Below are 11,986 nucleotides of genomic sequence, written 5' to 3'. Positions count from 1 at the left end.
CAAATTCAGAACGAGAGGGACTGCACACTCTCGGGCATGGCGTCCTGATCCAGATCCTGTTGTTCCAACTGATTCCAGGTTTCCTCGGCCCAGATTTCGAACCGGTGCATCAAACCCACCAGCATGGCGTGTTTTTCCAGGCCCACCACGGACCGCAACTCCGGCGGTACCAGCAGGCGGCCGTTGCCGTCCATTTCCATTTCCACGGCCTGCCCCAGGAAACGGCGCTTGAGCGCCCGCACCTGGGTGTGGGAATCGCTTTGCGACGCCACCTGGCGGGCGATGTCACGCCACTCGGGGAAGGGGTACATCACCAGGCAGGCGTCGTAGGGGTGTTGCGTGAGCACAAGGCGACCGCCGCAAGCGCTGTTCAGCGACTCGCGGTAGCGGGTCGGCACGGTAAGCCGACCCTTGGCATCTAGATTGAGCGCCGTACGCCCGTTGAACACTGGCCTTCCCCTTGCGTTGGGATCCGTCCCACTTTGTGCGTTTCTGGCGGCGGGATGGAGGATTTTTCCCACTTCATCCCACTTTCCACCACAATGCGACACTCTAGGTCCACGGGAATTACCAAGTCAAGCTCGGCGAAACCGGCCAATGTAAAAGAAAGTCTTTGCAAATCAGTTTGTTAGCTGCGTCACACTGGGGGTGAGCAAGGCGGGGGAAGAGGAGTTGTCAACGTAATCAGGGCGCTGCGGGGCGCAGCTAAGGAATCACTTTAAGAGTTAGACTATTTTGGAATAAAGAAGGCGCAATAAATGAAGGGAATGCCATACTCAGGGTGAGTGCTGACTCTCGCCGCAGCCCACTGATGGCGGCGGGGGCGCCTTGTAGGAGCGGGCCCGCTCCCACAGGGAGCGGACTGTCGCTTCGAATAAGGTGGATCGGTCGATAAGCCGGGTTCTGTCGTGGACAGCCATTCATCTGGGACCCGCGTCGCCACGGGCCTCAAGCGACCTACCCGGACCCGGCGCGGGCCACGCCCATGGGTCCCTATTTGGTCTTGCTCCGGGTGGGGTTTACCCTGCCACCGCTGTTGCCAGCGGCGCGGTGCGCTCTTACCGCACCTTTTCACCCTTACCCGGTGGCTCGAAAGCCGCCGGGCGGTACCTTTTCTGCGGCACTTTCCGTAACCGCACCGTCACCAGCGCGGCCCCCAGGCGTTACCTGGCACCCTGCCCTATGGAGCCCGGACTTTCCTCCAGCGGCTTGCACCGCCAGCGGCTGCCTGACCGACCCGGGGCGGATCATAGCGGAGACAGTTGATAGTTGATAGTGGACAGTTGATAGCTCGCGGACGATGCCCCGGGAACCTGAGCGGCCGTACCCGCACCCCTTGCGTAAGCGCAAAACGTCAAATGCAAACTCGCAAACCTCCCAGCCCACGCTGTTTTCAGCTATCAACTGTCAATTATCAACTATCAATTGCCTCTAAGTAGTTGTAGAGCTCCTGCCGCTTCAACCCCGTGTGGGCGGCGAGCACCCGCGCCGCCCGAGAGACCGGCAGTTCCGCCAGCAGGGCCTTGGCGAGGGCGCGGTCCTGTTCGCTGAGCTGTTCGCCGCGGGCGGCGGGGGACAGCACCAGCACCAGTTCGCCGCGGCGCTGGTCCTTGTCGCCGCGCACCCACTCGAGCAGTTCTGCCACCGGGCCTCGGCGCACGGTCTCGAAGCGTTTGGTGAGTTCCCGGCAGAGGGTCAGTTCGCGGTCGGCGTCGACCAGGCCGGCCAGGCTTTCCAGCAGCGACACCACGCGGTGGGGGGCCTCGAAGATCACGCTGGTGACGTCCAGGCCCGCCAGCCGGCGCAGGGCGTTTTCGCGGGCGGCGCCCTTGGACGGCACGAAGCCTTCGAACAGAAAGCGATCGCTGGGCTGGCCGGACACCGCCAGTGCCGCCAGCAGCGCGGAGGCGCCGGGCACCGGCACCACCGCCACGCCGGCGTCCTGGCAGGCGCGCACCAGCCGGTAGCCCGGGTCGCTGACCAGCGGCGTGCCGGCGTCGCTGATCAGCGCGCCGCTTTCGCCGTCGCGCAGGCGCGCCACCAGTTCCGGGCTGCGCTCGGCTTCGTTGTGGTCGTGGCAGCTGATCAGACGGGCCTTGATGCCCAGATGGTTGAGCAGCGTCTGGCTATGCCGGGTGTCCTCGGCGGCCACCCAGTCCACCTGGCCGAGCACCTCAAGGGCGCGACGGGACAGGTCGTCCAGGTTACCGATCGGTGTGCTGACCACATACAAAGAGCCGCTCATGGGGGGCGTTTTCCTGATTGGGTGTAAAGAGTTGTGTGATGCCACCGATCCGTTCCGCAATCGTGGACCGTCGGGGGTGATTCGCGACTTGCAAAACGCCTACAATAGCGGCTTCTTTCCCGAAGTAGCAAAGGGGTTACCCTAGAGCCATGGAATTACGACAGGCCCGCCTGGCCGCAATGGCCCTCGTTCTGGTCCTTGCCGGCTGTTCTCAATTACCGAGCCCGAACGGCTCGACCGCCAAGGAACCGGCACCCCTTCGCGATGCGCCGCAACAGGTCGATAACGCCAGCGACCAGCTGGCCGAGCTGGCGGAACCGGTGCGCACCGACACCGCCCTGGCCTGGGCACGTTCTTACCTGGTGAATGAGCGCGCCGACGACGCCGGCGAATTGCTCGACCAGGTGGGCGACGGCGCCCTGTCCCGGGATCAGCGCTTCCGCTGGCTGCAGTTGCGCGCCCAGTCCTGGATGGCCGAGCAGCAGCCGGACCGGGCGGTGGCGTTGCTGGACGACTACCGGAGCGATATCGACGGCTTCGACGCCCAGCGCCGCGCCAAGCTGAACCTGCTGCACGCCGACGCCCAGGCGCTCAACGGCGAGTTGATGAAAAGCCTGCGCCAGCGCGTGGCGGTGGACCCGCTGCTCAATGACGACGACCAGGAATACAACCGCCAGCTGACCTGGGAAGCGCTGATGCGCTTGCCGCTGGAAACCCTGGAAGCCCGCGCCGAGGACACCTCCGGCGAGCTGCGCGGCTGGCTGGAGCTGGCGCTGCTGTACCGCGACCCGCAGGCCAACATCGACAGCCAGGTGCAGCGCCTGTCGCGCTGGCGCGAGGACTGGCCCGACCACCCGGCCGCCCGCCAGTTGCCGGAAACGGTGCGGGCCCTGCAGCGCGCCGCCCGCGAGCGCCCCCAGCGGGTCGCCGTGCTGCTGCCGGAGAGCGGCCCGCTGGCGCCCGCCGCCGAGGCGATCCGCGACGGCATGATGACCGGCTACTACAGCGCCGAGGAAGCGGGCAACCCGACCCCGGACCTGCGTTTTTACGACGTCAGCGACGCGGACGTGCGCTCGGTGTTCCAGCAGGCGGTGGACGACGGCGCGCAGTTCGTGGTCGGGCCGCTGGCCAAGGACAACGTGGCCGAGCTGGCCCGTATGGGCACGCCGCCGGTGACCGTGCTGGCGCTGAACTATCTGGATCAGGACAGCGAGGACGCGCCGATCTTCCAGTTCGGGCTGGCGCCGGAGGACGAGGCCCGGCAGATTGCCCGGCAGAGCCTGGAAGCCGGCGACCGGCTGGCCGGGGTGCTCTACCCGCGCAGCGCCTGGGGCCAGCGCGTGGCCGAGGCGTTCGTGGCCGCCTGGCAGGACGGCGGTGGCCGGATCGTGGTGGAAAGCTCGTTCACCGACGACACCATCGGTGAAACCGTGGAGAGCCTGCTGGACACCGCCCGCGCCGAAAAGGACCTGCGCCGCGACCCCTCGTTCTCGGATCTGGACTCCGAGCGGCCGGAGGAGTGGCCGCAAAGCCTGGATTTCCTGTTCCTGGTGGCCGACCCGAACGAGGGCCGGCAGATTAAACCGGCGCTGAATTTCCATTACGCCCGGGACCTGCCGGTGTTCGCCACTTCCCATCTTTATAACGGCACCCCGGCGCCGCGCCGCGACCAGGACCTGGACGGCGTCTACTTCCTGGACATGCCGTGGATTCTTTACGAAGGCACCAAGCTGCACCGTATGGCCGAGGAAACCTGGCCGGACGGCCACGGACGCTACGCGCGACTGTTCGCCATGGGCGTGGACGCCTACCGGCTGCAGGCGCGGCTGTACCTGCTGCGCAATCTGCAGGACAGCACCCTTCCGGGCGTCACCGGCACTTTGCGGCTGGACGGCGCGCGGCTGGTGCGTGAGTCGGACTGGGCGGTGTTTCGTAACGGTGAGGCGATACCGGTGCCCCGCGTTGGTGAAGGGCGGGGGGACAGCACGCAGTATTAGGATCGGGTGGCTGTAAGCCCCCCTTTCGCGGGCTGGGCCCGCTCCCACAATAGGAGGAAAGGAGGCCTCTATGTACTGGCGCAAGGAACGCGGCCAGCGGGCTGAGCACCGGGCACGACGCTGGCTGGAACAGCGCGGCCTGGTGCCGGTGATCGCCAATTATCAATGCCGCCTCGGCGAGGTGGACCTGATCATGGACGACGGCGAGACGCTGGTGTTCGTGGAGGTCCGCTGGCGTGCCTACAACCGCTACGGCGGCGCCCTTGCCTCGGTGGACGGGCGCAAGCAACGCCGTCTGATTCTGGCGGCGCGGCACTATCTGGGCCGCTACCCTTATCAGGCACAACGGCCCTGCCGCTTCGACGTGCTGGGCCTGGAACCGGATGACGACGGCGAAGTCCGTTATCATTGGGTGCAAAACGCATTTTACGGAGACCAGTAATGAGTGTGGACCGCATCAGACAGTTGTTCGCCGAAAGCATGGAAACCAAGGCCAAGGCCGGCGAAGTGCTGCCCGAGGTGATCGCCGCCGCCGGCCAGGTGATGGTGGAATGCCTGCTCAACGGCGGCAAGATTCTCAGTTGCGGCAATGGCGGCTCCGCCGGTGACGCGCAGCATTTCTCTTCCGAGCTGCTCAACCGCTTCGAGATGGAACGCCCGGCTCTGCCGGCGGTGGCGCTGACCACGGATTCCTCCACGCTCACTTCGATCGCCAACGACTACAGCTACAACGAGATCTTTTCCAAGCAGGTGCGCGCCCTGGGCAACCCCGGCGATGTGCTGCTGGCGATTTCCACCAGCGGCAATTCCGCCAACGTGATCCAGGCGATCCAGGCGGCCCACGACCGGGAAATGAAGGTGGTGGCGATGACTGGCAAGGAAGGCGGCGAAATGGTGAACCTTTACGGCCCCGGCGATATCGAAGTACGGGTCCCGGCCACTTCCACCGCGCGCATTCAGGAAGTGCATCTGCTGGTGATCCATGCGCTTTGCGACTTTATCGATCAACAGCTTTTCGGAGGCTCTTGATGCGTCACCCTGCCCTGCCGGCGTTGCTTGTGATGCTGTTCGCCCTGTCCGGCTGCGCCGCCCTGACCAAGAACATGGCCCAGGAACCGGTCGACCGGGACCACGGCTCGCGCACCTTCGGCGCGTTCGTGGAAGACGGCAATATCGAGCGCAAGATCAAGGTCAATCTGGCCCGCGCCAGCGAGGCCCTGGACCAGAGCCACATCGTGGTGGTGAGCTTTAACGGCAATGTGCTGCTGGCCGGGGAAGTGGCCAGCGACGAGCTGCGCGTGCAGGCGGAAAACATCGCCGCGCGGGTGCGTCACGTGCGCCACGTGCACAACGAACTGAAGCTGTCCGGCGACAGCGGGGTGTTATCCCGGGTCAACGACGGCTGGCTGACCACCAAGCTGAAAACCCGCCTGTTCGTGGACGGCGATGCGCCGGGCATGCGCACCAAGGTGGTGACGGTAAGCGGTATTGTCTATCTGATGGGGCTGCTCACCCGCGACGAGGCCGACGCCGTGGTGGCGCAGGCCCGTGAGGTCGGGGGTGTGCAGAAGATCGTTAAGATTATTGAGTATATTGATTAATCACTTCACGACTTTGAGGTGACTGCCCTTGGAGGGTTTGTCGTCGTCGCTGGGGTCGGTCGGTGACGGCTGCGGCGGCGGGTCCTCGGGTTCGAAGGCCATGCCTTGGCCGTTTTCGCGGGCGAACACGGCCATCACCGCTTCCACCGGCACGCGCACCGTGCGCGGCACCCCGCCGAAGCGGGCGGAAAAGGTGATTTCCTGGTTGCTGGCTTCGAAATTGGTCACCGCCCGCGGGGCGATGTTGAGTACGATCTGGCCGTCCTGCACGAATTCCTGGGGCACTTCCGCCCCGGGAAAATGGGCGTCCACCGCCAGATGGGTGGTCAGGCCGTTATCGCAGATCCATTCGTGCATCGCCCGTATCAGATACGGGCGATTGGGGGTCATGTCATCATTCATGGCTTACAGCTGGCGCAGTTCGCGCTCTGCTTCGGAAAGGCTGGCCTGGAAGGCGTCGCGGTCGAACAGACGCTCGGCGTAGTCCAGCAGCGGCTTGGCCTGCTTGGGCGGCAGTTCAATGCCCAGGGCCGGCAACCGCCACAGGATCGGACCCACCACGCAGTCCACCAGGGTGAATTCTTCGCTCATGAAGAACGGCAGCTCGCTGAAGATCGGCGCGGTGGCGATCATCGCTTCGCGCAGTTCCTTGCGGCGTTTGGTCAGTGACGCTTCCTTTTCGGTGCCCGCCAGCAGGGCGTCCACATGGGCGCACCAGTCGCGCTCGACGCGGTGAATCAGCAGGCGGCTCTGCGCCCGGGCCACCGGGTACACCGGCAGCAGCGGCGGATGCGGGAAGCGCTCGTCCAGGTATTCCATGATCACCGTGGATTGATACAGGGTCAGTTCCCGGTCCACCAGGGTGGGCACTTCGTTGTAAGGGTTCAGTGAGGCCAGATCTTCCGGCTTGTCACCATTGTCCACATCGACGATATCCACGGTGACGCCTTTCTCCGCCAGAACGATCCGCACGCGATGGCAGTAATGATCGTTCGGCGAGGAAAAGAAAGTCATTGAGGAACGTTTTGTCACCACACCCATGGTTGAATCATCTCCACGCTACGTCTCTATATAACACAAACAGGGTAGCCGCTCGCGCGGGTACCCTGTTGCTCGCTGAAAAGCGTTCCGGGCGGTAATTCCCGCTTAGTGAACGTCTTTCCAGTACTCTTTCTTCAGCAGGTATGCCGGAATCAGCAAAATCCCCAGGAACACCAGCACGTACACGCCGATGCGCTCGCGGGTGGGAGCCATCGGCTCGGCCGCGTAGGTCATGAAGTTGGCAATGTCGCCCATATTGGACTTGAACTCTTCCTCGCTCAACTCCTGCTGCATTCCGGCCATCACGTGGGGCATGCCCACGTTGGGGAACACATGGTTGTTGTAACCGAAGGGCCGTTCCTCGTCCTCGTAGAAGCTGATCAGGTAAGAATACACCCAATCGGCGGAGCGGTGGCGGGCGGCCAGCGTCAGGTCCGGCGGGGTAACGCCGAACCACTGCTTGCCGTCTTCCTCGGCCATGCCGTTTTCCATCGGGTCACCGATCTTATCGCTGGTGAAGTTCAGGTTCTCCAACACCAGGTCATCGGGGATGCCCAGATCTTCCGCCATGCGCCCGTAGCGCAGGTACTCCATGCTGTGGCAGCCCATGCAGTAGTTGACGAACAACTTGGCGCCGTTCTGCAGGCTCACCTTGTCCTGCAGGTTCACCGGTGCGTCCACCACGTATTCATTGTTGCCGCCGCCGGCGGCGAACGACATCACCGGCAGGCAGCTGAAAAGCATTACCGCGACTAGCTTTCTCATCAGTGACCCCCCGTTACGCGTTCAGGAACCGGCTTGGCTTTCTCGAATCGGTGCGCCAGCGGCAGCCCGATAAAGAAGAAGGCGAAGTAGTACACCGTGCCGATCTGCGCCAGGGTCTTGGCCAGGCCCGAAGCGGGCTGGGTGCCGAGATAACCGAGCATCACGAAGTCGGCGGCGAACACGAGCAGCAGGAGCTTGCTGAGCCAGCCTTTGTAGCGAATCGACTTCACCGGGTGACGGTCCAGCCAGGGCAGCAGGAACAGCACCACGATACCACCGCCCATGGCGATCAGGCCCCAGGCCTTGGACGACATGCCGAACCAGTCGATGGTGGTGGCCCGCAGCATGGCGTAGTAGGGACCGTAGTACCACACCGGTGCGATGTGATCCGGGGTCTTGAGCGGATCCGCCGGCACGAAGTTGGGCTTCTCGATCAGATAGCCGCCGCCGGTGGGGAAGAAGAACACCACCACGGCGAAGATGATCAGGAAGATGATCACGCCGGGCAGGTCTTTCACGGTGTAGTAGGGGTGGAACGGGATGCCGTCACGCGGAATGCCGTTCTCGTCCTTGTTCTGCTTGATTTCCACGCCGTCCGGGTTGTTGGAACCCACTTCGTGGAGCGCAAGAATGTGCAGGAACACCAGCGCCACCAGCACCAGCGGAATCGCCACCACGTGCAGGGCGAAGAACTTGTTCACCGTGGCGGTGGAGAGCAGGTAGTCGCCGCGCACCCAGGTGGTGAGGGCGTCACCGATCTCCTTGGCGTCCTTCGCATCGATGAACGGCAGGATGTCGAACGGAATCGCGCCGGCCAGGGAGATGATCACCTGGGCGCCCCAGTAGGACATGTTGCCCCAGGGCAGCACGTAGCCGAGGAAGCCTTCCGCCATCAGGGCCACGTAGATCAGCATGCCGAAGATCCACACCAGCTCGCGGGGCGGCTTGTAGGAGCCGTACAGCAGGCCGCGGAACATATGCAGGTAGACCACGGCGAAGAAGGCGGACGCGCCCACCGCGTGCATGTAGCGGATCAGCCAGCCCCACTGCACGTCGCGCATGATGAACTCGACGGACTCGAAGCCCTGGCTGGGGGAGTAGAACATGGTCAGCCAGATGCCGGTGAGCAGCTGGTTGACCAGCACCACCATGGACAGCACGCCAAAGTAGTACCAGAAATTGAAGTTCTTCGGAGCGTAGTACTCCGACATGTGCTTCTTGTAAGAGTTGACGACGGGGAGACGCGCATCCACCCAGTCGATCAGACCGTTCACCATTCTCATGCCTTGGTCTCCCCTTCTTCAGAGCCGACGATAACCACGGACTCGCTCAGGTAGGAATGGGGCGGCACCACCATGTTGGTCGGCGCCGGTACGCCCTGGTAGACGCGGCCCGCCAGGTCGAACTTGGAACCGTGACAAGGACAGAAGAAACCACCCTCCTTGAGTTCCACGGTGGGTTCTTCTTCGTACAGAGGAGAACACCCCAGATGCGTGCAGATGCCGATCAGAATCAGATATTCTTTTTTGATCGAACGCCACAGGCTGGACGCGTAGGCAGGCTGCTGGTCTTGTTCGGATTGCGGGTCCTTGAGCTGGTCGTTGAGCGCGTCGAGCGCCGAGACCGTCTCTTCGGAGCGGCGAATCACCCACACGGGCTGGCCTCGCCATTCCTGTACCACGCGCTGGCCCATCTCCAGCTTGCTGATATCCACCTGGACCGGAGCCCCCGCGTTTTCAGCTTTGGCGCTGGGCTGCCAGGATTTAACAAAAGGAACCGCCGCGCCTAATGCACCCGCGGCGCCGACTGCTGAGGTCAGGCCGATCAAAAAGGTGCGGCGGCTGGTGTTTACGCCGTCATTGCTCATTGAGAAGTTCTCCCCTTAAATCCCACGCTCGGGGGGTGATCCGAGACTCGAGGTCGGTCCTCGTGCTCCGGGCGGAGTAAGGCGGCGCAAATGTTAATGAAAAAGCCCACATCTGACAACCGGTTATTCCCCACGGGCAAACCGCTAAACCCCTGATTTGCACACAAAAAAAGCCCAGCAAAGCCGGGCTTTTTTCGGGCGTAAAACGGCTCTGGACGGCCGTCTTAGCGCTTGGAGAACTGCGGACGCTTACGCGCCTTGTGCAGACCCACCTTCTTACGTTCCACGGCGCGGGCGTCACGGGTGACGTACCCGGCGCGGCGCAGGGAACCGCGCAGCTCGCCGTCGTACTCCATCAGCGCACGGGTGATACCGTGACGGATGGCACCGGCCTGGCCGTTGTTGCCACCGCCGCTGACGGTCACGTAGACGTCGAACCGGTCCAGCGCGTCGGCCAGCTCGAGGGGCTGACGCACCACCATGCGGTTGGTGTCGCGACCGAAATAAACGTCAAGCGGACGACCATTCACGGTGATGTTACCGCTGCCCGGGCGAAGAAAAACACGTGCGGCGGCCGTTTTGCGGCGACCTGTTCCGTAGTCGGCGTTTGCAGTTGCCATCGACTGACCTCTTAAATTTCCAGCTGCTGCGGCTGCTGAGCAGTGTGCGGATGCTCGGTGCCGGCGTAGACTTTGAGTTTGCGCAACATGTCGCGACCCAGGGGGTTACGCGGCATCATGCCTTTAACGGCTTTCTCGATCACCAACTGAGGCTTGGAATTGATCAGCGTCTCGAAGTTGGCTTCCTTGATGCCGCCCGGGTATCCGGTGTGGCGGTAGTACATCTTATCGGTGGCTTTCTTGCCAGTGACCGCCACCTTTTCCGCGTTGATCACAACGATGTAATCGCCGGTATCAACGTGCGGGGTGTATTCCGGTTTGTGCTTGCCACGCAGCCGGGTGGCGACTTCTGAGGCCAGCCGGCCCAGCGTTTTGCCGGAGGCGTCTACCACATACCAGTCGCGCTTTACGCTTTCCGGTTTGGCGCTGTAGGTCTTCATGGGAGTCTTCCCTAAAAATTGTGCCCTGAATTCATAACGTTACGGGTAATACCAACCCTCCGGCGAGAGCCCGCCGGGCAAGAGGGTGCGAATTGTACTGAACGCCCCCGGCAAAGACAAGCGTAAAGACGCCCTTTCGCGGGCTGGGCCCGCTCCCACAATCGGGTATAGTCACCGTTTTGCCGAAGCAAACCTATTATAGGAGGGAGAGCATGGAATACCGTCCGCTGGGCAACACCGACCTGAAGGTGAGCAGCCTCTGCCTGGGCACCATGACCTGGGGCAACCAAAACAGCGCCGAGGAAGGCTTCGCGCAGATGGATCTGGCCCTGGACCGGGGCATCAACTTCTTTGATACCGCCGAGATGTACGCGGTACCCGCCAGCGCCGAGACCTCCGGGCGCACCGAGGAGATCATCGGCCAGTGGTTCGCCAGGACCGGCAACCGCGACAAGGTGGTGCTGGCCACCAAGGCCGCCGGGCCCGGCGACTACGTGAAACACATCCGCGGCGGCCCGCGCCTCAACCAGGACCACCTGGAGCGCGCCGTGGAAACCAGCCTCAAGCGGCTGCAGACCGACGTTATCGACGTCTACCAACTGCACTGGCCGGAGCGCACCACCAACTATTTCGGCCGTCTGGGCTACAAACACCGTGAAGACCAGGACGTGGTGCCCATCGCCGAGACCGTGGCCGCCCTGAAAAAGCTGGTGGACAGCGGCAAGATCCGCCACTGGGGCCTGTCCAACGAAACCGCCTGGGGCACCATGGCCTTTATCCGCGAGGCGGAGAAGATCGGCCTGGCGCCGCCGGTATCGATCCAGAACCCCTACTCCCTGCTCAACCGCAGCTTCGAAGTGGGCCTGGCGGAAGTGGCGCACCGCGAGAACGTGGGCTTGCTGGCCTATTCACCGCTGGCGTTCGGCATGCTCACCGGCAAGTACCGGGGCGGCCAGTGGCCCGCCAACGCCCGCCTGACCCTGTTCAAGCACTTCGCCCGCTACACCAACGACCAGGCCACTGAAGCTACCGAAGCCTACTGCCGTCTGGCCGAGGCGCGCGGCGTCAGCCCCACGCACCTGGCGCTGCAGTTCGTCACCACGCGCCCGTTCGTGACCAGCAACATCATCGGTGCCACCAACCTCAACCAGCTGCGCGAAAACCTGGACAGCGTCGACCTGCCCTGGGACAAGGACCTGGAAAAGGAGCTGGAAGCCATCCACACCCGCTTCCCCTACCCGGCGCCCTGATCGGTGGGTGAGAGCTTGTGCGAGCGGGCCTTGCCCGCGAAAGGCAAGCTCTGCTTGCCGGCGGGATACCAGAGGCCTGCTGAAGTCCCGCTTTCCAAGGTCTCTGGGATCCTGCCGGGAGCTTCGCTCCCTTTCGCGGGCCGGGCCCGCTCCTACAAAC

Annotated in this window: 14 protein-coding genes and 1 other RNA gene; 5 read left to right on the top strand and 10 right to left on the bottom strand. The window is 63.4% G+C overall.

What is annotated here, in order from left to right; translation table 11 throughout:
- Window positions 1-5: 5 nt before the first annotated feature.
- From mraZ to rsmI, 3 genes are all read right to left on the bottom strand, one after another.
- Window positions 6-449, bottom strand: a complete 444-nt coding sequence (gene mraZ, locus ISO4_RS02985) for a division/cell wall cluster transcriptional repressor MraZ (protein WP_142948035.1) — start codon at window positions 447-449, stop codon at window positions 6-8.
- A 427-nt stretch (window positions 450-876) separates the two neighbouring features.
- Window positions 877-1,240, bottom strand: an RNA gene (gene rnpB / locus ISO4_RS02980) — RNase P RNA component class A.
- A gap of 174 nt (window positions 1,241-1,414) precedes the next feature.
- Window positions 1,415-2,245: a 16S rRNA (cytidine(1402)-2'-O)-methyltransferase gene (gene rsmI, locus ISO4_RS02975; protein WP_194855091.1), complete on the bottom strand. Its 831-nt coding sequence runs from the start codon at window positions 2,243-2,245 to the stop codon at window positions 1,415-1,417.
- A 149-nt stretch (window positions 2,246-2,394) separates the two neighbouring features.
- Between rsmI and ISO4_RS02970 the strand changes: the two genes are divergently transcribed.
- The 4 genes from ISO4_RS02970 to ISO4_RS02955 all read left to right on the top strand — a co-directional run bounded on the left by ISO4_RS02970 (window position 2,395) and on the right by ISO4_RS02955 (window position 5,843).
- Window positions 2,395-4,242 carry a penicillin-binding protein activator gene (locus ISO4_RS02970; RefSeq protein ID WP_194855090.1) on the top strand — a complete coding sequence of 616 codons (1,848 nt, stop codon included), beginning with the start codon at window positions 2,395-2,397 and terminating at the stop codon, window positions 4,240-4,242.
- Between the two features lie 70 nt (window positions 4,243-4,312).
- Window positions 4,313-4,684 (top strand): YraN family protein, encoded by a 372-nt coding sequence (locus tag ISO4_RS02965; protein WP_067610774.1) that lies wholly within the window; start codon window positions 4,313-4,315, stop codon window positions 4,682-4,684.
- Window positions 4,684-5,271, top strand: a complete 588-nt coding sequence (locus ISO4_RS02960; protein WP_067607112.1) for a phosphoheptose isomerase — start codon at window positions 4,684-4,686, stop codon at window positions 5,269-5,271. The genes ISO4_RS02965 and ISO4_RS02960 overlap by 1 nt, the downstream gene beginning before the upstream one ends.
- Entirely contained in the window at window positions 5,271-5,843 is a 573-nt protein-coding gene (locus ISO4_RS02955; protein ID WP_142948031.1) for a BON domain-containing protein, read from the top strand. Before ISO4_RS02960 ends, ISO4_RS02955 begins: the two co-directional genes overlap by 1 nt.
- On the opposite strand, the gene ISO4_RS02950 is transcribed toward ISO4_RS02955, so the two are convergent.
- From ISO4_RS02950 to rplM, 7 genes are all read right to left on the bottom strand, one after another.
- Complete coding sequence (locus ISO4_RS02950) at window positions 5,844-6,233, bottom strand: ClpXP protease specificity-enhancing factor (RefSeq protein WP_194855089.1); 390 nt, start codon at window positions 6,231-6,233, stop codon at window positions 5,844-5,846.
- A gap of 15 nt (window positions 6,234-6,248) precedes the next feature.
- The gene (locus ISO4_RS02945; protein ID WP_194855088.1) at window positions 6,249-6,884 is read right to left on the bottom strand and encodes a glutathione S-transferase N-terminal domain-containing protein; all 636 of its coding nucleotides are present in this window, start codon (window positions 6,882-6,884) and stop codon (window positions 6,249-6,251) included.
- 105 nt (window positions 6,885-6,989) lie between these two features.
- Window positions 6,990-7,649, bottom strand: coding sequence for a cytochrome c1 (locus ISO4_RS02940; RefSeq protein WP_194855087.1), 660 nt, complete (start codon window positions 7,647-7,649; stop codon window positions 6,990-6,992).
- Window positions 7,649-8,932 (bottom strand): cytochrome b, encoded by a 1,284-nt coding sequence (locus ISO4_RS02935; RefSeq protein WP_228547875.1) that lies wholly within the window; start codon window positions 8,930-8,932, stop codon window positions 7,649-7,651. Before ISO4_RS02935 ends, ISO4_RS02940 begins: the two co-directional genes overlap by 1 nt.
- Window positions 8,929-9,516 (bottom strand): ubiquinol-cytochrome c reductase iron-sulfur subunit, encoded by a 588-nt coding sequence (petA, locus tag ISO4_RS02930; RefSeq protein WP_142948027.1) that lies wholly within the window; start codon window positions 9,514-9,516, stop codon window positions 8,929-8,931. The genes ISO4_RS02935 and petA overlap by 4 nt, the downstream gene beginning before the upstream one ends.
- A gap of 224 nt (window positions 9,517-9,740) precedes the next feature.
- A complete protein-coding gene (gene rpsI, locus ISO4_RS02925) occupies window positions 9,741-10,136 on the bottom strand; it encodes a 30S ribosomal protein S9 (protein ID WP_067607123.1) in 396 nt (131 codons plus the stop codon).
- A gap of 11 nt (window positions 10,137-10,147) precedes the next feature.
- Window positions 10,148-10,576 carry a 50S ribosomal protein L13 gene (rplM, locus tag ISO4_RS02920; protein ID WP_067607125.1) on the bottom strand — a complete coding sequence of 143 codons (429 nt, stop codon included), beginning with the start codon at window positions 10,574-10,576 and terminating at the stop codon, window positions 10,148-10,150.
- 212 nt (window positions 10,577-10,788) lie between these two features.
- Here rplM and ISO4_RS02915 point away from each other — a divergent pair, with 212 nt between their 5' ends.
- On the top strand, window positions 10,789-11,826 hold the full coding sequence (locus tag ISO4_RS02915; protein WP_194855086.1) for an aldo/keto reductase: 1,038 nt from the start codon (window positions 10,789-10,791) through the stop codon (window positions 11,824-11,826).
- Window positions 11,827-11,986: the final 160 nt, after the last annotated feature.

Source organism: Alloalcanivorax venustensis ISO4 (genome assembly GCF_015356855.1).
GTDB lineage: Bacteria > Pseudomonadota > Gammaproteobacteria > Pseudomonadales > Alcanivoracaceae > Alloalcanivorax > Alloalcanivorax venustensis.
Note: the sequence above shows the minus strand (reverse complement) of the source record. Positions and strands in the feature narration are given on the sequence as shown.